This window comes from Flavobacterium profundi (assembly GCF_006491645.1).
GTDB classification, from domain to species: Bacteria; Bacteroidota; Bacteroidia; order Flavobacteriales; family Flavobacteriaceae; genus Flavobacterium; species Flavobacterium profundi.
Window position 1 is genome coordinate 355,326 of sequence record NZ_VDCZ01000001.1, and the last position, 19,182, is coordinate 374,507.

The 19,182-nt window shown below is 30.6% G+C and carries 22 protein-coding genes and 1 pseudogene; 9 read left to right on the forward strand and 14 right to left on the reverse strand.

What is annotated here, in order from left to right; translation table 11 throughout:
• Positions 1–7 precede the first annotated feature (7 nt).
• The 4 genes from FHG05_RS01815 to menD form a co-directional block, all read right to left on the reverse strand.
• Positions 8–934 (reverse strand): YihY/virulence factor BrkB family protein, encoded by a 927-nt coding sequence (locus FHG05_RS01815; RefSeq protein WP_140996293.1) that lies wholly within the window; start codon positions 932–934, stop codon positions 8–10.
• Complete coding sequence (gene nadC, locus FHG05_RS01820) at positions 934–1,791, reverse strand: carboxylating nicotinate-nucleotide diphosphorylase (protein WP_140996294.1); 858 nt, start codon at positions 1,789–1,791, stop codon at positions 934–936. The genes FHG05_RS01815 and nadC overlap by 1 nt, the downstream gene beginning before the upstream one ends.
• A gap of 112 nt (positions 1,792–1,903) precedes the next feature.
• Positions 1,904–2,245: a DUF2853 family protein gene (locus FHG05_RS01825; RefSeq protein WP_140996295.1), complete on the reverse strand. Its 342-nt coding sequence runs from the start codon at positions 2,243–2,245 to the stop codon at positions 1,904–1,906.
• An 86-nt stretch (positions 2,246–2,331) separates the two neighbouring features.
• Positions 2,332–3,990 carry a 2-succinyl-5-enolpyruvyl-6-hydroxy-3-cyclohexene-1-carboxylic-acid synthase gene (gene menD / locus FHG05_RS01830; RefSeq protein ID WP_140996487.1) on the reverse strand — a complete coding sequence of 553 codons (1,659 nt, stop codon included), beginning with the start codon at positions 3,988–3,990 and terminating at the stop codon, positions 2,332–2,334.
• Positions 3,991–4,263: 273 nt separating this feature from the next.
• Between menD and FHG05_RS18565 the strand changes: the two are divergent.
• A pseudogene (locus FHG05_RS18565) lies at positions 4,264–4,605 on the forward strand (N-acetyltransferase family protein); the annotation flags it as partial.
• Between the two features lie 2 nt (positions 4,606–4,607).
• Here the strand turns inward: FHG05_RS18565 and FHG05_RS01840 are convergent.
• A complete protein-coding gene (locus tag FHG05_RS01840; RefSeq protein ID WP_140996296.1) occupies positions 4,608–5,195 on the reverse strand; it encodes a glutathione peroxidase in 588 nt (195 codons plus the stop codon).
• A 107-nt stretch (positions 5,196–5,302) separates the two neighbouring features.
• On the opposite strand from FHG05_RS01840, the gene FHG05_RS01845 reads away from it, so the two are divergent.
• Positions 5,303–5,659: a potassium channel family protein gene (locus FHG05_RS01845; RefSeq protein WP_140996297.1), complete on the forward strand. Its 357-nt coding sequence runs from the start codon at positions 5,303–5,305 to the stop codon at positions 5,657–5,659.
• A gap of 62 nt (positions 5,660–5,721) precedes the next feature.
• On the opposite strand, the gene FHG05_RS01850 is transcribed toward FHG05_RS01845, so the two are convergent.
• Positions 5,722–6,195, reverse strand: coding sequence for a hypothetical protein (locus FHG05_RS01850; RefSeq protein WP_140996298.1), 474 nt, complete (start codon positions 6,193–6,195; stop codon positions 5,722–5,724).
• Positions 6,196–6,323: 128 nt separating this feature from the next.
• On the opposite strand from FHG05_RS01850, the gene FHG05_RS01855 reads away from it, so the two are divergent.
• From FHG05_RS01855 to FHG05_RS01875, 5 genes are read left to right on the forward strand one after another with little or no spacing between them, the layout of a single operon-like run.
• Positions 6,324–6,830, forward strand: a complete 507-nt coding sequence (locus FHG05_RS01855; RefSeq protein WP_140996299.1) for a GbsR/MarR family transcriptional regulator — start codon at positions 6,324–6,326, stop codon at positions 6,828–6,830.
• Between the two features lie 59 nt (positions 6,831–6,889).
• Positions 6,890–7,711 carry a DCC1-like thiol-disulfide oxidoreductase family protein gene (locus FHG05_RS01860; protein WP_140996300.1) on the forward strand — a complete coding sequence of 274 codons (822 nt, stop codon included), beginning with the start codon at positions 6,890–6,892 and terminating at the stop codon, positions 7,709–7,711.
• A 56-nt stretch (positions 7,712–7,767) separates the two neighbouring features.
• Positions 7,768–8,052, forward strand: a complete 285-nt coding sequence (locus FHG05_RS01865) for a hypothetical protein (RefSeq protein ID WP_140996301.1) — start codon at positions 7,768–7,770, stop codon at positions 8,050–8,052.
• 2 nt (positions 8,053–8,054) lie between these two features.
• Complete coding sequence (locus FHG05_RS01870) at positions 8,055–8,963, forward strand: TIGR01777 family oxidoreductase (protein WP_140996302.1); 909 nt, start codon at positions 8,055–8,057, stop codon at positions 8,961–8,963.
• Positions 8,963–9,439, forward strand: a complete 477-nt coding sequence (locus tag FHG05_RS01875) for an SRPBCC family protein (RefSeq protein WP_140996303.1) — start codon at positions 8,963–8,965, stop codon at positions 9,437–9,439. Before FHG05_RS01870 ends, FHG05_RS01875 begins: the two co-directional genes overlap by 1 nt.
• Here FHG05_RS01875 and FHG05_RS01880 read toward each other — a convergent pair.
• The 6 genes from FHG05_RS01880 to FHG05_RS01905 all read right to left on the reverse strand — a co-directional run bounded on the left by FHG05_RS01880 (position 9,428) and on the right by FHG05_RS01905 (position 13,665).
• Positions 9,428–10,339, reverse strand: coding sequence for a hypothetical protein (locus tag FHG05_RS01880; RefSeq protein WP_140996304.1), 912 nt, complete (start codon positions 10,337–10,339; stop codon positions 9,428–9,430). The two genes, FHG05_RS01875 and FHG05_RS01880, sit on opposite strands and share 12 nt — an antisense overlap.
• Before the next feature lie 99 nt (positions 10,340–10,438).
• Positions 10,439–11,413, reverse strand: coding sequence for a hypothetical protein (locus FHG05_RS01885; RefSeq protein WP_140996305.1), 975 nt, complete (start codon positions 11,411–11,413; stop codon positions 10,439–10,441).
• 293 nt (positions 11,414–11,706) lie between these two features.
• Positions 11,707–12,558 carry a hypothetical protein gene (locus FHG05_RS01890; RefSeq protein ID WP_140996306.1) on the reverse strand — a complete coding sequence of 284 codons (852 nt, stop codon included), beginning with the start codon at positions 12,556–12,558 and terminating at the stop codon, positions 11,707–11,709.
• 150 nt (positions 12,559–12,708) lie between these two features.
• Entirely contained in the window at positions 12,709–12,936 is a 228-nt protein-coding gene (locus FHG05_RS01895) for a hypothetical protein (RefSeq protein WP_140996307.1), read from the reverse strand.
• Positions 12,937–12,959: 23 nt separating this feature from the next.
• Positions 12,960–13,154: a hypothetical protein gene (locus FHG05_RS01900; protein WP_140996308.1), complete on the reverse strand. Its 195-nt coding sequence runs from the start codon at positions 13,152–13,154 to the stop codon at positions 12,960–12,962.
• Between the two features lie 67 nt (positions 13,155–13,221).
• Positions 13,222–13,665, reverse strand: a complete 444-nt coding sequence (locus FHG05_RS01905) for an MORN repeat-containing protein (RefSeq protein WP_140996309.1) — start codon at positions 13,663–13,665, stop codon at positions 13,222–13,224.
• A gap of 332 nt (positions 13,666–13,997) precedes the next feature.
• On the opposite strand from FHG05_RS01905, the gene FHG05_RS01910 reads away from it, so the two are divergent.
• Positions 13,998–14,195 (forward strand): hypothetical protein, encoded by a 198-nt coding sequence (locus FHG05_RS01910; RefSeq protein ID WP_140996310.1) that lies wholly within the window; start codon positions 13,998–14,000, stop codon positions 14,193–14,195.
• Between the two features lie 71 nt (positions 14,196–14,266).
• Here FHG05_RS01910 and FHG05_RS01915 read toward each other — a convergent pair whose 3' ends face one another.
• Positions 14,267–15,247: a hypothetical protein gene (locus FHG05_RS01915; protein WP_140996311.1), complete on the reverse strand. Its 981-nt coding sequence runs from the start codon at positions 15,245–15,247 to the stop codon at positions 14,267–14,269.
• Positions 15,248–15,327: 80 nt separating this feature from the next.
• Positions 15,328–16,140 carry a UbiA prenyltransferase family protein gene (locus FHG05_RS01920; RefSeq protein ID WP_140996312.1) on the reverse strand — a complete coding sequence of 271 codons (813 nt, stop codon included), beginning with the start codon at positions 16,138–16,140 and terminating at the stop codon, positions 15,328–15,330.
• A 191-nt stretch (positions 16,141–16,331) separates the two neighbouring features.
• Between FHG05_RS01920 and gcvP the strand changes: the two genes are divergently transcribed.
• Positions 16,332–19,175, forward strand: a complete 2,844-nt coding sequence (gene gcvP, locus FHG05_RS01925; protein ID WP_140996313.1) for an aminomethyl-transferring glycine dehydrogenase — start codon at positions 16,332–16,334, stop codon at positions 19,173–19,175.
• The last annotated feature ends 7 nt before the right edge of the window (positions 19,176–19,182 follow it).

Here is a 19,182-nt window from a genome sequence, read left to right on the forward strand (position 1 = left end):
ATAATTGTTAAATATATAAATTTTTTCTTTTTAATTTGTTAATAGTTGCATTTAATTCGAAACCGAGTAAAAGAACCATACAATTTATCCAGATATAAAACATTAAAACAAGAAGCGTGCCAATTGATCCGTACAGCTCATTATATCTTGCAAATTTTTCCACATAAATCCCAAATATAAAGGAAGTTAGCACTATAAGCAAGGTTGTAAACACGGCTCCATAACTAATAAATGATATATGTTTTGTTTCAGTTGTACCAAATTTATATAAAATGGAAGTCGTAATTAAAATCATTAAAATAACAAATAAATATCTTCCCCATTCTATCAAATGCACATCATTACTTATTAATCCTTGTAATTTTATCTTTTGAATAATTACTTCAAATATTACAATTGAAGCCACAGTAATAATTAAAATTAACGACAAGGCAATTGAAATAGCTAAAGCAATAAAATATTGTCTAAAAAAACCTCTTGTGATGGTTATGTGTGTCGACATTTCAAAACCTCCTAAAATCGCATTTACTCCATTAGTCATCAAAAAAATAGACAAAATAAAACCAGAGGACAACAAACTTTTATAACTGGTATTCATAATATCTTTAATGATTAACTCAATAGCTTCGTAGGTATTTGGCGGAACTCCTTTCTCTACAAAGAACAAAAAATCATCTTGAAAATTTTCAATGGGAATATAAGGAATTAAATTTAAAATAAATAATGCAAATGGAAATAATGCCATAAAAAAACTAAAAGCTACTGCACTTGCCCTGTAAGAAAAGGCTCCTTTTAATATCCCTAGAACATATAATTCAACTATATCGTACAAAGACAAACCTTCCAAAGAAGAAAAAGTAATTTTTTTCCCAAAACCAACTAACTGCTTAATGATTGGAATTTTATCTAATTTATGTTCTATTGCTTCAGACATTAAAAGGCTTTTAAGCTTAAATCCATATTATAAACAGAATGCGTTAATGCTCCGGAAGATATATAATTTACTCCGCACTCTGCATATTGCTTTATTGTGTTTTCATTAATATTACCTGAAGATTCTGTTAAGCAAGTACTTCCAATTAAAGCTACTGCTTCTTTCGTCATCTCAAAAGTAAAATTATCCAATAAAATTCTATATACTCCAGAATTTTGTAAAATTTCTTTTACTTCAGCAATATCTCTAGCTTCAACAATTATTTTTAAATCTTTTTTGTTTTCTTCTAAATATTTTTTCGTCTTTTCAATAGCTGATGTAATTCCTCCTGAAAAATCTATATGATTGTCTTTCAACATGATCATATCATAAAGTGCAAAACGATGATTTTCTCCACCTCCAATCTTAACTGCCCATTTTTCAGCCGCTCGTAATCCTGGAGTTGTTTTTCTAGTATCTAAAATTTTGGTAGAAGTACCTTCCAATAAATTTACGAAATATTTTGTTTTAGTAGCAATTGCACTCATTCGTTGCATCGCATTCAAAACCAATCGCTCTGCCTTAAGTATAGACTGAGAACGCCCCATTACATGAAATACAACATCTCCATGAGAAACTTTTTCACCATCATTAATAAAAGTTTGGATTTCTAATTCGGGGTCTACATAAGCAAATACTTTTTCGGCAAAAGCTACTCCAGCAATAACCCCTTCATCTTTAACTAATAACTTTGCTTTTCCTTTTGCGTCTTTAGGAATACAAGCCAACGAACTATGGTCTCCATCTCCAACGTCTTCCCTTATAGCATTCTCAATAATTATATTTAATTCTTTTTGAAATTGTTCTTCTGAAATCATTTTTTGAAATTTGAATTGCTAAAGTAAGAATTCGATTTTAGAAAATTTTTAATTTTAACATAAATGCAAAAAAAATCCCGATTGAATCGGGATTGTGTTAAAACGTTATACTTTATTTATAAACAGCTTCTTTTTTAAAATGTTTCGTTAACAAATAATAAAAGACAGCTCTATATTTATTTTTATTGGATTTCCCATATTGATCAATTACTGCTGCAATTGCTTTTTCTAATTCTGGTCCATCTTTCAAACCTAATTTTTTGATTAAAAAATTATTTTTAACAGTTGCCAATTCTTTATCATCTGATCCAGATACTGTTGAAGAATCAGCATTGTAAATAGATGGTCCGCAACCAATAGTTACTTTGGTTAATAAATCCATGTCTGGAGTAACACCGCATTTTTCTTTTAAATCAGCTGCGTACTTCGTAATTAATTCATCTCTTTTACTCATAATTCTGTTGTTTTAATTTGTTTGTAGATTTTTAAATTAACCTATTTTCATAAAAAAACGATTAATTCTTACATAAAAATATAATTTTATTTTAAATATTTAAAATAATCCAATAAAATTTTATTGTTTAATTTTTCTGGAGTATTAATTTCTAGCAAACTAGGCTGGTCATTTGAGTGCATAAAAAGAGACCATGTTTTTTCTAAATCTACTTCATTATCAACCCAATGATAATTAAAGTGAAACATAGCTGCTAAATATTTAGCATTCAATCGATGAGAGGTTTCAAAAAAAGTAGTAAATACGTTATTTTCTTCGTGTCCAGGTAAAATTCTAAATATACCTCCGCCTCCATTATTAATCAAAATAATCTTGAAATTTTTAGGAATGTAATTGTTCCAAAGCGCATTACTATCATAAAAAAAACTAATATCACCCGTAATAAAGAAAGTTGGCTTTTCCTGAACTCGAGCAGCACCTATAGCAGTAGAAGTACTTCCATCTATACCACTCGTGCCACGATTACAAAAAACAGTTATAGAAGGATCAACATCGACTAATTGTAAATAACGAATAGCCGAGCTATTACTGATTTGTAATTGTATATTATGAGGTAACTTTTTACTAATAGAATCGAAAACCTTAAAATCTGAAAAAGGAATATTTTTCAAATATTCAGCTGTTCTAACTCTTCTTAATGAAATAATTTCTTGCATTTTTAGATCATACTCACTAATCGTGTTTGTATAATTTTCTAAAAGTTGTTCAAAAAAAGCATCCGGTTTGGTTTTGAAATGCTGCGTTAAACATCCATAAGTATCATAAGCCCTCCTTTCATCGATATGCCAATGTGCAGCTGGTTTATATTTTCTTAAAAAAGCTTTGATACGCTTTGAAACAACCATACCTCCAAAAGTAATTAAGATATCCGGTTGAAAAAATGAAAATTCTGCATCAGTAAATGGAGTAATGATAGTATCAATATTAGAAACAAATTTTGAATGATACAGATTAGAAGTTTTTTCAGTCATTACCACCACAGAAGCATCTGCTGCCAATTGCTCTAGAATTTCATTTTGAATTACACTAGGTTTATTTTCACCAATTAAGATCAATTTCTTTTTACTATTTTTCCATTGGTTAATAAATTGATTCTCTAGCTGAAAATTTCGTTTTATTTCATCATCAAAAGAAATCCATTTCGTTTCAACAGATAGCGCATCAACAGTTTCGTATAAAGGTTCTTCAAAAGGAACATTAATATGCACAGGTCCTTTTTCACTGTCAGCAAGATGTAGTGCGTTTTGGATGGCAATATCATTTTCATCTGAAACTTCCTCAGTTAAATTGGTACTACTAATAATATGATTGGAAAAAACATTTTCTTGACGAATGGTTTGCCCATCACCTATATCTATTTTATCATGTGGTCTGTCTGCACTAATTATTACTAGAGGGATTTGGCTATAAAAAGCTTCTGCTACAGCAGGGTAATAATTTAAAACAGCCGAACCTGAAGTACAAACAACTGCTACAGGTTCTTCTAATTGTTGTGCGATTCCTAATGCAAAAAAAGCCGCACAACGTTCATCAGCTATACTGTAGCAAGTAAAATAAGGATTACTAGCAAAACCAATGGTTAAGGGTGCATTTCTTGAACCAGGAGAAATAACGATATGTTTCAGCCCTTTTGCTTTACAAATTGCTATCAGACTTTGAGCTAAAGGAATTTTAGGATATTTTATTGGTACCATCAAATCTTTACAGTAAAGTTCTTTTATAGAACAGATAAATTGATTGACAAAGGTAAAGAGTTAGTGTGTTTTTTAATAATTTTACTTCAATAATTTATTTCAAGTATGCAAGTTAACGTAAGACCATACCAAACCCAAGATTGTTCTTCCATTTTGGAAATTGTGAATTACAATATTAATCACACTACCAATATATATGAGTATCTTCCAAGAACACTTGAGGAACAAATACAGCAATTGTAAGACAAACTTAAAAAAGGTTTTCCAATACTCATTGCAGAAATAAATAATGAAGTGGTCGGATTTGGCTATTATAGCGAATTTAGAATGCGTCCTGCATATCAGTTTACAATTGAACATTCTGTATATATTTCCAACCAATACCATAATAAAGGAATAGGTAAAATACTACTCTCAGAATTAATACAATTGGCAAAAAAACAAAACAAAAACACGATGATTGCAATAATTGATTCCGAAAATCAAAACAGTGTACTATTCCATCAAAAAGCGGGTTTTACAACTGTAGGAATAATTGAACAATCATGGTATAAATTTGATCGTTGGTTAAATTCTGTTATAATGCAACTCCTTTTACACCCTTAAAATTACCCTTTATTTTCAATCCAATTAACCACACTAGCATCGGTAGGCAATGTTTTAGGTGAAATAACCTTTTCTACTTCCCCATTTTCATTAATTAAATATTTTTGAAAATTCCAAGAAACGTCACTGTCCTCAACTCCATTTTTTTCTTTTTGAGTTAAAAACAGGTATAAAGGATGCATATCATCACCTTTAACAGAAATTTTACTCATCATAGGAAAGGTAACACCGTAATTTCTCTCACAAAAAGTTGCAATTTCTTCATTATTTCCTGGCTCTTGGGAAGCAAAATTATTAGCTGGAAAACCTACAATAACAAAATTTTGATCCTTATATTTATCATATAATGCTTGCAAATCTTTATACTGTGGAGTTAGTCCACATTTTGAAGCAGTATTTACTACCATAATTTTTTTACCTTTTAAAGAAGCAAAATCAAAGATATTGCCTTCAATATCCTCTACTTTAAATTGATAAATATTTTCTTTCATAGCTTGCTTATTATCGTTAGATGAATTGGATTTTTTTTGCGCAAAAGCACTATGTTGCACTAAAAAAACCATAATGCAGAAAATTAAAAACTTTTTCATACTTTTATTTTTATCTCAAAATTACGTTTTTTGGTCTCCTAATCTTCTTAAACAAATCATAAATATTAATAAAATTTTGTACTTTAGAAATCTAAACAAACAAGACTATGTTTTTCTACAGAACCTTAATTTCATTTTTGCAAGATGATGAATACAGAGATTTACTCATCACCACGATAATGATTGTTTTAGTAGGCACACTTACCTATCATTATTTAGAAGGTTGGAGTATTGTAGACTCACTTTATTTTTCTGTTGTGACTTTAACCACAATAGGTTATGGAGATTTTGCTCCCAAAACGGATGGAGGCAAATTATTTACCGTATTGTATATTATAATTGGTATTGGAATGATTTTGAGTTTTATCAACACGATTCAGCATCATTACACCCACATGCGTTATAAAGAACGAAAAGAAATCCTCAGAAAAAAATTAAAACGAGAATCAAAAACTAGTTCTTAAAAACAAAAACGAACCACCAATTGAGGCGATTCGTTTTCAAAAAACATGTTCAAGAGTTATTTTTAATGTTTTTTATGTCCTTTATGTCCTTTATGTTTTCCGTTATTATGATAGTGTTTTTTTGCTTTATACTTTCTTTTGTGATCCTCAAAATATCTATAAGGCCTATTTCCATGATAATCTAAAGCAACTCTATATCCTCTTCTTACATCATAATGATTGCAATAACTTGGTAAATATCTAGATCTCACCCATCCATTAGAAGTATAATAAATATAAACCGATGCATTACTATCATAATAAACTTCAATTTCTGGATAGTAATAGTATTCTACAGGTTCATAATGCCCACAGTGTGCAGTGTGTACATGTCTATATTGCGGAGTGTAAGCACGATTGGTATTCGCATTAATACTTACTCCTATTGAAATTTGTGCGTTACTCTTAACGGTAAATAATGAGGCAAAAATTAAAAATAAAATTGCTGTCAATTTAATACTGGTACTCGTCTCATTTTTTATACTAATCGCTTTCATAATACATTATTTTATTTGTTAGTATAAGTATAAAACCAAATACTATGCCAAAACAAACTTTCATTTTTTTTTGAAAGTTTAAAAACTTTTACATATCTTTGTTTCGTCAAATAGTCTTTCACTTAATAATGGAATACAAAGAAGCAAAAAATAAATTCGTTCAAACTTGGGGCGCCTTAGGTTCACAATGGGGTATTAATAAAACTATGGCTCAAATACATGCTTTATTAATGGTAAGCAACGAACCAGTTTCTATGGAAGATATTATGGAACAACTCCAAATTTCTCGTGGAAATGCGAGTATGAATATTCGTGCTTTAATGGATTGGGGAATCGTATATAAAGAATTCAAAGCTGGTGAAAGAAGAGAATTTTTTACAGCAGAAAAAGATCTAGATGAACTAGCCGTAAAAATTTCTAAAGAAAGAAGTAAAAGAGAAATCAAACCCGCTCTAAAAGTTTTAAAAGAAGTCTCTTCTATTGAAGCTAGTCAAAATGAAGAAGAAAAACATTTTGTAGAGCAAACCACTAAACTTTATGACTTTGTTTTAAAAGCCGATAATGTTTTGGATAAAATTACCGAATACAAAGACAATTGGTTAGCTAGATTAGTAGTTAAAATAATGAAGAAATAATTTAAAAAAATTTAATTCTAACTTTCAATTTTTTCTGAAAGTTTTAAAAAAAAAGAATTATGAAAACCTTAACGAACCACACATTACTCTATGATGAAGATTGTCCCATGTGCAACTTATACACTGCTGGGTTCATCAAAGCCAACATGCTCGATCAAAACGGACGGAAAGCGTTTGTTACGTTAACTGATAAAGAACAAACCTATATAGATATTGATAAAGCGAAAAATGAAATTGCATTAGTAGACACTACGAATAACACCGTTTTCTATGGAATAGATAGTTTATTACAAATAATAGGCACTTCTTTTCCTTGGATTCAAAGAGTTGGGAATTGGAAACCTATCAATTTCTGCTTAAAAAAGCTATACAAATTCATATCCTACAATCGAAAAGTAATAGCTCCAAGCAAAAAAAACGGTTCAAATAAGCTAGAGTGCACCCCTGATTTCAATATTTCTTATCGCATTTTATATATTGTTTTAGCCACTTTATTTACAGCCATTATACTGTTTCAATATGCCAAATTAGTACCATTCATACCATATGCTCATTTTGGTAAAGAACTAGCATTAGCTCTAGGGCAAATTGGTTTTCAATATCTTTTTATTCGTAAGATAAACAAACAAGACCAACTCCATTATATCGGAAATTTAATTACTGTTTCTATAATGGGAAGTTTGCTTTTACTTCCAATACTTATTCTAAATCAATTTGTAGTTTTCCATGAATACATTGCTCTAGGTTGGTTTGCAATAACAGTAAACCTTATGATTCTAGAACATTATAGAAGAATCAACCTCTTACAATTACCAAAACACCTAACATTAACGTGGATTTTGTATCGTCTAATAATTTTAGGTTTAATTTTATTTTTATAATCATGTGGATTAGTCTAAAAAAAATATATCAATTCGGAATGATAATATGCTTTCTTATGTATTTAACGTGTTATGGAAGATTTCTAGGACAGGCAATCATGACAATAATTCAAGTTTTCACTGCAATTATATTAACCACAACAATTTACAAAGAAAACAAACAAGAATTTAAATCAAAAATAGTATGGTATTGGAGTATTACTATTCCAAATATTATTCTTGTTTTATCATTCAAAATTATTTTACACACTGACCCTCTGCAGTTTATCTTCATGACATTTTTACCCAATATCATGACGTATTATTTGTATAAATTACTTCTTAAAGTAGAGAAAAAATAGAGATGAAAAAAATAGTTATAGCTGCTGGAACTGGATTTTTAGGGAACGTCTTAATTCGTTATTTCAAACATACATGCGATGAAATTGTGGTGTTAACACGTGGAAAATCTGAAGTTAAAAATAGCATAAAGTATGTGCATTGGGACGCTAAAACGCTTACCGGTTGGGAAACCGAATTAGAAAACGCAACCGCTTTAATTAATTTGGCTGGAAAATCGGTAGATTGTCGTTATACGGAAGCGAATAAAAAAGAGATTTTAGATTCTCGTATTGATAGTACTGCCATTTTAAATATTGCCGTACTGAGCTGTAAAAAGCCACCTCAACATTGGTTAAATTCGTCAACAGCCACCATTTACAGACATTCAGAAGACAAACAAATGTCAGAATGTAATGGTGAAATTGGAGAAGATTTTTCGATGAATGTGGCCAAGACTTGGGAGCAAACCTTTTTTGAAGTACCTATTAAAAATACCTTAAAAACAGCTTTACGAACTTCTATTGTCTTAGGCAAAAAAGGAGGCGCATTTGTACCTTTAAAACGATTGGCTTTATTGGGATTAGGTGGCAAACAAGGAAAAGGCAACCAATATATTAGTTGGATACACGAATATGATTTTGCTAGCGCTGTAGCATATATTTTGGAACATCAATTAACTGGTGTTGTTAATATTGTAAGCCCAACACCAATAGCAAATACAACATTTATGAAGCAATTGCGAAAAAGTCTTGGGATACCTTTTGGTTTTCCTACTCCAACTCCCCTATTAAAATTAGGAGCAAAAATTATTGGCACCGAAACGGAATTGGTATTAAAAAGTAGAAATGTGATTCCGGATCGATTACTTCAAGAAGGGTTTCAGTTTCAATTTGATACCTTAGAAAAAACAATTTCAGATTTAGTAAAATAATGACCACACTACAGCTATATACCGAAATAAAAGCACCTTGTCACATTGTTTTTGATATGGCAAGAAACATTGATATACATCAACAATCGGCATCCAAAACAAAAGAGAAAGCTATTGCTGGCAGAACTTCAGGATTAATCGAGTTAGGAGAAATAGTAACTTGGAAAGGAAAACATTTTGGCATTTATATTAAGTATCAAAGCATTATAAGCAGCATGAGGTATCCTTCTTCATTTATAGACGAACAACTAAAAGGCCATTTTAAAACTTTTAAACATACACATTTGTTTGAAGAACAAAATGGAATAACGATAATGCAAGATATTTTAGAATACGAAACCCCTTATGGCATTTTTGGAAAGTTATTTGACAAATTCTTTTTAAAAAAGCACTTGATAAATTTTATAATTTATAGAAATACGTTTTTAAAAGACGCCTCAGAAAAAAAGAACAAAAGAGTTGTTTTAACTCATTAATTGCTGTGTTTTTTCAACCTGAAGTGCTAACATCAAAATACTTTTTTTAACAGAACTAATGTTAACAATCAAGTTGTTTTCCTCATCCAGTTTCTTTTCAAAATTTGAATTTTCAGCTTTCAGGCAAAAGGAATTATCTAAATTGTATGAATTGTATTTTAGACTTTCCAAATGTTCTTCTTTGTAATCTCCAACAATTTGAAGCTTTAATTCCATTCCTGAAGCTACTAAAACTCCTGTAGTAATATAATTCAAAATACCATTCGTATCAAATAGACTATCCCAAGTGATTAAGCCTGATTCTGTATTCCAATTATTTTGATTTTTATAAGCGGTTGTAAAAGCTGCACTACTATACCAGTTTCCATATTGTATAGGCGTAAGAGCTACTTTATCAAAATGTAATTTAAAAACAAATTTAATTGGTTTAATCCCATTATCTAACTTTAGCGAAGTTGCAGGTATTATTAAACTAGAAAAAAATGGAACTTTATCGTTTTCATTAAAAGTGAAATTTGACGAATCAAAAGTAAAATCATATGACACTCCATTAGCAATTGCTGTATTTATTTGATTCAAATTCGGACTATAATAAGGAATATAGGTAGTATTGCATTGTAACCAATTCTCTTTATTGATGTAATTTTTCTTAGCAATATCTGTTACGAAAGATGTCTTTTGAGCTTGCAATATTTCTCCATAAATTGCACTAAATTGTTTTTGCTTACTATTTTTTTCAACAAAAAAACGCTCATTTTGTACAACATCAAATAAAGAAAATAAATCACAATCGTTATTTGGAAGTATTGGAAAAAAAGGAAACCATCTTAAGTTTTTATCATCTATAGACAAACTAGACGCTATATGATCTATAATGTATTGTTCGTATGTATTTATCATAACTATTTATTTTCTATTAAATTAAAACGAATTCACATTCACCAATAAAAAGAGAGCATAGTAGAAAAACAATATGCTCTCTTAAAATTGAAAATAATATTAAATCATTCTAGAATCTGAAACACCACCCATTGCAACACTTGTTGGAATAACTCCCATCCCAAAAATTTGCAAACTTCCTGGTTTACATGTGATTGTTGTAGTAATTGATCCGTCAGCATTATGCGTATGTGTTTGTGTAGCCATTGAACTTGAAGAAGAAGTATAAAAAGGCCAAACATTTGTATTCTTATTACTAACAATCTGTGAATAATCATATTCTGAATAAGAAGCATGAGAAGTTGTTGTAATAGTATAACCGTTTACTAGCAAAACTTGGTTGGCAATTGTTTGACAAGAACCTTTTGGTCCAAAAACTTTATCCCAAGCTTCCTGTCCATCAGTCCATTTAGAAACATTTTTGTATTGATCCGTAAAAAAACCTTGTGTAAACCAACCACCAGCTCTAACTTGTAAATAAGCATATTTATCAAAAGTGATATCAACCGTTATTCTAGAAGATGAAGCTGTTTCATTTAATTGGGTTGAAACTGTACTCGATGAAGTTCCCCAAAAACCAACACCAGCTGAACTTGTACTTTTAGCCCATGATGAACTAATATCACTATTAGCTGTTGCAGAATCAAAACTAACTGTTGCAGAAGAACCATTATTAACTTGATTATATAAATCTGCAAAGTCTGGGGAATAAATAGGATCAACAGCTACATTTCCATCTACCCAATATTTTGGGTTCATATAGTTATTTTCTGCTAATTTACTTAAAAATCCAGGAATAGCGCCACCTATAACGATTTGCATATTACCGTTTAATCCATTCACAGGATTACTAGTATACAATGTTGAAACCGATTCTGGAGGTATTCCGTCTACAAAGTTATAAACTCCTGATGCACTTGTTTGTACTGGTAAAACACCTTGAATTAATTGAAATTGTTGATTGCTTAAATGTAATGATTCGCAAAGTGTGTTGTATAACCCTGCGGTTGAACTTGGAAGAGATGCGTTATCCATAATTGTATTTATTTGTTTCCTTACTCGTAAGGCTTTTCAGGTTACGCCTCGTTTTTTAATGTGATTTCTGAACTTCACCTATGCTTTTGTAATATTACATGGTAAAATTACTTTTAAACACTGGAAACCACTAGCGCACAAATAACTGATTTACAAATAAGTACAATCACCTAGACTCATATAAAAAATACCTGTTCTTCATTTACAGTAAAAATAATGGGACTCTTTTTAGAATATAAAATGTAAAGCAACTCCATAAAAAAAGCGCTATTTAGAAAATGGCGCTTTTTTTATTACTCATACTCATAACTTACTATGGTTTTTAGAAGTCCTGTATGTTCAACATGAGTTTTGGGATAATCCATTTCATTATAGGTATAGGTATACTGATATTCCTTTTTAGAAGGTGTAGTCGATGAAAATTTTAAAAAATTATGATACGAAATACTTTCTAAAGGAAATTCTTTCTCGTGGGGTGCAATTAAAGTAACGATGGTTTTGTAATTTTTCCCAAATACATTTTGTACAACTAATCGCATTGCCGATTGCTTATCGTCATAATCATAACTATCTGTAGAGCGGTCACCAAAAACGCCTTTGTAAGCAATTAAATCGCCTTCTATATAATCAATTCGTTTATTACTAATTACTTTTTCGTTAATATCGCGTTCTGATTCATTGACTATTCTTCCATTTTCTAGTGTATAATCAATCCATTGCACAAATTTTAAAGGACTATTGCTTTTTTTGGTTATCGCTCTAATTTTATTACCATCATATTTATAGGTAATCGTTTTGGTTACACTTTTTCCTCCTTCTTCGTATTCATTGACATATTTAATTAAATTATGTCTCGTATCATACTCGTAAGTCGCTACTTCTTTCCAACCGCTCATTTCATTTTCACGTACTGTTCTTTCTAAATATCCATTAGAATTATAAAAAAACGATTGAATAATATCTGAAGTTTTAATAGAAGCTAATTTTCCATCCTGAAAAGTATATTTCTTAGTAATATATTCTCCCGTTTTTGTATTGGTCTCAATACTAGTAATTTGCTTTAATTTAATGGAAACATCTGATTCTTGAGCTTGTACATAGAAAATGAAAACAAACCCAAGTAGGGCTAGTAGATTTTTTTTCATAGGTGTATTTGTTAGATTTGGGACTGCTAAAATACAAAATCGTTTTTTATAAAAAAATTTTTATGATCTAAATGGATAAAAAATATTTTTTAAAATTTTGATTACCAACAAAATACCCGTAAAAAAGATTTTATTATACTACAAGTTACACTAAATAACATAATGGATATATAATAAAACAGATGCAAATTGTAAGAGTTCTTTTTCAACAGGATAAATTGAAATTCCTGTATTTTCATCACCTCTCATCAATTCTCCTGCATCATTCCAGTGAATAATTTCTCCAGATGAAGATAAAAAAGTTCCATTTTTATCAATCTCAATTACTTCTTTTCCTTCTCCATCCACAAACAAAGAAGCTCCTTCCGCTAATTGCAAAACTATTCGTTCTTTTTTGTCTTCTACAATGCCACTTTTTTTATAAAACCAACATGAACTCCATTTTTTGTAAGGGTACCTTTTTCGTCAACTTTTAATATCGATTGACCATTTGCATCGGTTATTTTGAATTTAGTAAAAGACAATTTTCCCGATTCATTATCTTCACAAGCAATTCCCATTACAACAAATAAAATTATACAACTAATTTTTTTCATTTTCATTTACTTAATGGTTAATTTCTTCTTACCTAATATTCTCTATTAAAATTGTTTTAGTATTGCATTATTTGATCGCAAGGTGTAAATAAAGTAATAAAGATGCCGTTTGGTAGGAGTTTTCATCAGCAGGAAAGATACTTAAACCTAAAGGCTCATCATTTTTTAAGAGTTCACCTTCATTTGACCAAGTTATAAATTCGCCTTCACTATTTTCTACCGATCCTTTCTTGTCTATAGAAACTAACATTTTACCTTCTCCATCTAAAATTACATCATCTTCAAATACCTCAGCTAAAACAGTACCGTTTTTGGTACTTATCATTCCTTCTTTATCTATAACCCCAATGAGATTCTCACCTATATATATAGTGCCATTTTCTTCAACTTTAATTTCAGTATGACCAGTAACATCACTAATTATGAATTTTGAAAAAGTTAGTTTTTCTTTTTTAGATGCACAAGAATAGAGCACAACTAAACCAATTATTAAAAGTATTTTTTTTAGCATAAGCAACTATAAATTATTAATTATCAAAATATTATACAATCCAAAAAATAGTATGAATGTATAACATTTATAAAGATAATAAAATTTATAATGGTTTGTCAATACGTAATTACACGTATTTTTTACATAATTCCTACGTATAAATACGTACTCTTTCTTACAAATCTTTAATTTTTAGTTAAAAGTAGTATATTTTTTCTTCCAAAGTTTTATAACGAAATGTCATACAGGAAATGGTAAAGTTGCAACACTACAAGAAAATGATATAAGAGCAATTTTAGACAGTGGACCTAAATTTGTCTCAAACAATTTTTAATTTAAATTCAAAAATTATGAACTTAAAAAGAATATTTGGAGCCGTTTTAACGATATTAGGAATTAGTGCACTAATATATGCTGGAGTTGTATTTAGCAATACAGGTGGCGGGAGCAATCAAGCAATTAGAAATTTAATTATTTATAGTGTATTAGGGTTGGTTTTTTTCAGTTCTGGAATTAGTTTAATTCGCACTACTAAAGACGAATCTTAAGATTGTATCATTATATATCAACAATACTTAGTCAATTATTCGCTCTTTTAAATTTAAGAGAACGAAAAAAATTACTGACTAGTTATTTTAGAATGTAAAATTTTAAAGAAAAATTTTGCTATTTCAAGATTCATTTCAGAGGTAGTCCAATGTCCTACATCTTCATAAGACTTAAAGATTGGATGTAGACTTTGACTTTTATAAATGTCCTGACATTTTAAAAACCTTTGATATACTGTAGCACCTATATTTTGATTTATTATTTTTTGTTCAGATTTACTGTAAGCATCATCAAACTGTACAGCATCATTTTCATCTAATTTACCCATATATACAAATTGTTGTATTGTACGGTAGGACTTTACATTGAAAGGCTTAGAAAATAAATTATGAAAATCTGAAATTCCAATGGGATAATTTAAAATAGTTGCATTCATGGTATTTAAAGGCAACATTAATTCGCCATTAAAACCTCCAATAGCTAAAGCTTTTATGATTTCTGGATGAATAAATGAAAACCGATTTACAAAGGTACCTGATGCTGAAAAACCATTCATAAATACTTTTTCATCTACAACTATTTTATTCATTTCTAGAATTTTTTTTGCATCCTTAATCATCGCTAACAGCTGCAAGTCTAATCTTTTATAAATTGGAGTTTGTTCTAAAATTACATCTCGGTCCAAGGCATGTGTATACATCAAAGCTTCAGCTGTAGGTCTTGGAAAAACAGGAACTAATAAAGGAATTTTCAATAAGGTTGCTATGTTGTTCCCAACGGAACTCTTTGTAGCTAAGTCTTCGGCAGATCTTTTATGAACTTCTATAGTATCTGAAGTTTTCCCTGTATTATTAGGTTCAACTAATAGAACTATTTTTTTATTTAAAGGGGTATCTTTCGGTATAAATAAAATATAATCATTAAAAAAGCCTTTACTAGGTTGTTGACTTATATAAAGTAAGCTATCTTTTTGTACAAAATTAGAATCGTCAGTTTGTGAAAACACATCCCATATAGGAACTAGTAAAAATAAGGTATAGAGAAAACGCATGATGGTATATATTTTTTATACCACATGGACGAATAGAAACACATCTTGTTACAAACTTATTTTAGATGTATCCAAAAAAATTAAAGTAAAAGCAATACTAACAACCATATTATAGGCACACTTTCTACCCAAAAACTGGTGTAATAGGAATTTCGTTTGGGGTTGGCAAACCAAGTAAAACCCGAAATTAAAGTGGCAATTAAAAAAGTTGCAAGTATATGTTTTTGGGTAGCGTTCTCTTTTAAGAAATCTAAAGCTAGAAATAGTAATAGTAAAAAATAAGCCAACACTTTGGTATTTTTAACACCTATTTGTTGCGGAATAGTTTGTAAATTTTTAGCATCTACCTGCAAATCTATTATTTCAAAAATCAACATCAATACAAAAACAAATATAAACCGTTGTATACTTTTCAAAAGAACGAGACTATCAAAACTATAATTTCCATTTAATACAGGTAAAAAAACGGTTACAGCAACCCAAACAATCGCTACTAAGTAAATCTTTACACCACTCCAATTTCGCAAATTAGATTTTTTAGGAAAGAAAGGTAAAGTGTACAAAATGGTGAGGCCTAATGCGACAAAACCTATAAACTTTGTTTTTGTTTTTAATTGTAAGAAGGAATATAAAGCTCCTAAAAAGGAAACAAAACTTAATGCAATAATAGCTTTAAACATGGTATTCAACTTCACCTTTTTAACTCTAGCTAAATCATCATACTTGACAAAATTGTAACCTACTATTGTTCCAAAAAATCCAAAATAGGCTACATTTTCGTTATAGGGAATGTTTAACTTTAAAAAAGTGATGCGTAGTAAAGCATATACTGCCAAAGCCACATGCAGACTGCTTTCTATATAAAAATCGAGAAGGTTTTTAAAATACTTCATAGAACAAAAATAACGAATGTGTTAATAAGATAGGTCATTTGTTCAAAAAATCACAAATTTTCAATTTAATTTAGGAAAAAATTACAACATTAATAATTACTTTTGCAGGAAATAATGATACTCTTTTTTTAATTGTATTTGAAGGTAGTATTGTTATTAAAACACAACTCACATACTTTATATTTGGATAAATGAAAACAGACTCATTTGCTTTAAGACACTTAGGTCCAAGAGAGACAGATTTACCTAAAATGTTAGAAACCATAGGTGTTGAAACCTTAGATCAACTAATTTATGAAACTATTCCAGATGACATTCGCTTAAAACAGCCTTTACAATTGGAACATATCATGACGGAATATGAATACGCTAATCATATTCGTCAATTAGGTAGAACAAACAAAGTTTTTAAATCTTATATTGGGTTAGGATATCACCCAACGATTGTTCCTCCTGCAATTCAAAGAAACATTTTTGAAAACCCAGGTTGGTACACCGCTTATACTCCTTATCAAGCAGAAATTGCGCAAGGAAGATTAGAAGCAATTTTAAATTTCCAAACGATGGTGATTGAACTTACAGGAATGGAAATTGCAAATGCCTCTTTATTAGATGAAAGTACAGCTGCAGCAGAAGCAATGGCTTTGTTATTTGATGTACGCTCTCGTGACCAAAAGAAAAATAATGTGTGTAAATTCTTTGTTTCCGAAGAAATTTTACCTCAAACTTTATCTGTTTTACAAACACGTTCTACTCCAATTGGTGTAGAATTAGTCGTAGGAAATCATCAAGAATTTGATTTTTCAAATGAATTCTTTGGTGCTATTTTACAATATCCAGGAAAATATGGTCAGGTGTATGATTATGCTGATTTTATAACGAAAGCCAATGAAAAAGAAATAAAAGTTGCCGTAGCTGCTGATATATTATCTTTAGTAAAATTAACGCCTCCAGGTGAAATGGGAGCTGATGTAGTAGTAGGAACGACACAACGTTTTGGTATACCAATGGGTTATGGTGGTCCACATGCTGCTTATTTTGCTACCAAAGAAGAATACAAACGTTCCATGCCAGGTAGAATTATTGGTGTTTCTCAAGATGCAAATGGCAATAGAGCTTTAAGAATGGCTTTACAAACTCGGGAGCAACATATCAAAAGAGAAAAAGCGACTTCAAATATTTGTACCGCTCAAGTATTATTATCTGTTATGGCGGGTATGTTTGCGGTATATCATGGTCCAAAAGGATTACAGTATATTGCAGACAAAGTACACGGTATGGCTTCTACTTTAGCAGAGGCATTAAATAAATTAGGCGTTTACCAAACCAACACCGCTTTCTTTGATACTTTAGTAGTCAAAGCAGATGCTAAAAAAGTTAAGGCGATTGCTGAAAAACATGAAATCAATTTCTATTATATAGACGAAGAAACAATTTCGATTTCTCTAAATGAAACCATTTTATTTACAGATGTGAATGAAGTGATTGCCGTTTTTGCTGAAGCTGTAGGTAAAGAAGCATTTGAAGTGAGCGAATATGCATTAGAGAATAATTACCCAATGCATTTGAACCGTAAATCAGAGTTTTTAACTCATGAAGTATTTAACAAATACCACTCTGAAACGAGTTTAATGCGTTATATCAAAAAATTAGAGCGTAAAGATTTAGCTTTAAACCATTCTATGATTTCGTTAGGTTCTTGTACCATGAAATTAAATGCTGCAGCTGAAATGTTACCTTTAAGTATGCCTTACTGGAATACTATTCATCCATTTGCTCCATTAGATCAAGTGGAAGGGTATACTAAAATGCTTAAAAAATTAGAACACCAATTAAGTGTGATTACTGGATTTGCAGGTACCACTTTACAACCTAACTCAGGTGCACAAGGAGAATATGCTGGTTTAATGGCAATTCGTGCGTACCATCTTTCACGTGGAGACAAAGAAAGAAATGTTTGTTTAATTCCGGCTTCTGCTCATGGAACTAATCCTGCTTCTGCTGCAATGGCAGGCATGCAAATTATCGTAACCAAAACCATGGAAAATGGCAATATTGATGTAGAAGACGTAAGAGAAAAAGCAAATCAATATAAAGATCAGTTATCATGTTTAATGGTAACCTATCCTTCTACACATGGTGTATTTGAAAGTGCCATTAAAGAAATTACTCAAATTATTCACGATAATGGCGGTTTAGTATATATGGATGGTGCCAACATGAATGCTCAAGTAGGATTAACCAATCCTGCTACTATTGGTGCCGATGTTTGTCACTTAAACCTACATAAAACCTTTGCTATTCCTCATGGTGGTGGAGGTCCTGGAGTAGGCCCAATTTGTGTAAACGAAAAACTATTACCATTCTTACCAAGCAATCCATTTGTAGCAGTTGGTGGAGAACAGGCAATTACTGCTATTTCTGGAGCACCTTATGGTTCTGCTTTAGTGTGCTTAATTTCGTATGGCTACATTTGTATGTTGGGAGCTGAAGGTGTAACCAATGCTACTAAATATGCGATTTTAAATGCCAACTACATGAAAGCACGTTTAGAAGCACACTACCCTATTTTATATTCAGGTGAAAAAGGAAGAGCCGCTCACGAAATGATCTTAGATTGTAGAGCATTTAAAGCAAAAGGTATAGAAGTTACAGATATTGCAAAACGTTTAATGGATTATGGCTTCCATGCTCCAACGGTTTCTTTCCCAGTAGCAGGTACTTTAATGGTAGAACCAACAGAATCTGAAGATGTAGCGGAACTAGACCGTTTTTGTGATGCCATGATTGCCATTCGTCAAGAAATTGAGGAAGCAACAGCAGAAGAACCTAACAATGTTCTAAAAAATGCACCGCATACCTTAGCAATGTTAACTGCTGATACTTGGAGTTTACCTTATACAAGAGAGAAAGCAGCTTATCCATTGGAATACATTGCTGAAAATAAATTTTGGCCAAGTGTACGTCGTGTAGATGAAACGTATGGTGATAGAAATTTAGTATGTAGTTGTGCTCCTATTGAAGCGTATATGTAAAATAGCA

Coding starts and splice junctions, on each gene's coding strand:
- FHG05_RS01815 (WP_140996293.1), bottom strand. CDS start 934: ATGTCTGAAGCAATAGAACATAAATTAGATAAAATTCCAATCATTAAG.
- nadC (WP_140996294.1), bottom strand. CDS start 1,791: ATGATTTCAGAAGAACAATTTCAAAAAGAATTAAATATAATTATTGAG.
- FHG05_RS01825 (WP_140996295.1), bottom strand. CDS start 2,245: ATGAGTAAAAGAGATGAATTAATTACGAAGTACGCAGCTGATTTAAAA.
- FHG05_RS01840 (WP_140996296.1), bottom strand. CDS start 5,195: ATGAAAAAGTTTTTAATTTTCTGCATTATGGTTTTTTTAGTGCAACAT.
- FHG05_RS01845 (WP_140996297.1), top strand. CDS start 5,303: ATGTTTTTCTACAGAACCTTAATTTCATTTTTGCAAGATGATGAATAC.
- FHG05_RS01850 (WP_140996298.1), bottom strand. CDS start 6,195: ATGAAAGCGATTAGTATAAAAAATGAGACGAGTACCAGTATTAAATTG.
- FHG05_RS01855 (WP_140996299.1), top strand. CDS start 6,324: ATGGAATACAAAGAAGCAAAAAATAAATTCGTTCAAACTTGGGGCGCC.
- FHG05_RS01860 (WP_140996300.1), top strand. CDS start 6,890: ATGAAAACCTTAACGAACCACACATTACTCTATGATGAAGATTGTCCC.
- FHG05_RS01865 (WP_140996301.1), top strand. CDS start 7,768: ATGTATTTAACGTGTTATGGAAGATTTCTAGGACAGGCAATCATGACA.
- FHG05_RS01870 (WP_140996302.1), top strand. CDS start 8,055: ATGAAAAAAATAGTTATAGCTGCTGGAACTGGATTTTTAGGGAACGTC.
- FHG05_RS01875 (WP_140996303.1), top strand. CDS start 8,963: ATGACCACACTACAGCTATATACCGAAATAAAAGCACCTTGTCACATT.
- FHG05_RS01880 (WP_140996304.1), bottom strand. CDS start 10,339: ATGATAAATACATACGAACAATACATTATAGATCATATAGCGTCTAGT.
- FHG05_RS01885 (WP_140996305.1), bottom strand. CDS start 11,413: ATGGATAACGCATCTCTTCCAAGTTCAACCGCAGGGTTATACAACACA.
- FHG05_RS01890 (WP_140996306.1), bottom strand. CDS start 12,558: ATGAAAAAAAATCTACTAGCCCTACTTGGGTTTGTTTTCATTTTCTAT.
- FHG05_RS01900 (WP_140996308.1), bottom strand. CDS start 13,154: ATGAAAAAAATTAGTTGTATAATTTTATTTGTTGTAATGGGAATTGCT.
- FHG05_RS01905 (WP_140996309.1), bottom strand. CDS start 13,665: ATGCTAAAAAAAATACTTTTAATAATTGGTTTAGTTGTGCTCTATTCT.
- FHG05_RS01910 (WP_140996310.1), top strand. CDS start 13,998: ATGAACTTAAAAAGAATATTTGGAGCCGTTTTAACGATATTAGGAATT.
- FHG05_RS01915 (WP_140996311.1), bottom strand. CDS start 15,247: ATGCGTTTTCTCTATACCTTATTTTTACTAGTTCCTATATGGGATGTG.
- FHG05_RS01920 (WP_140996312.1), bottom strand. CDS start 16,140: ATGAAGTATTTTAAAAACCTTCTCGATTTTTATATAGAAAGCAGTCTG.
- gcvP (WP_140996313.1), top strand. CDS start 16,332: ATGAAAACAGACTCATTTGCTTTAAGACACTTAGGTCCAAGAGAGACA.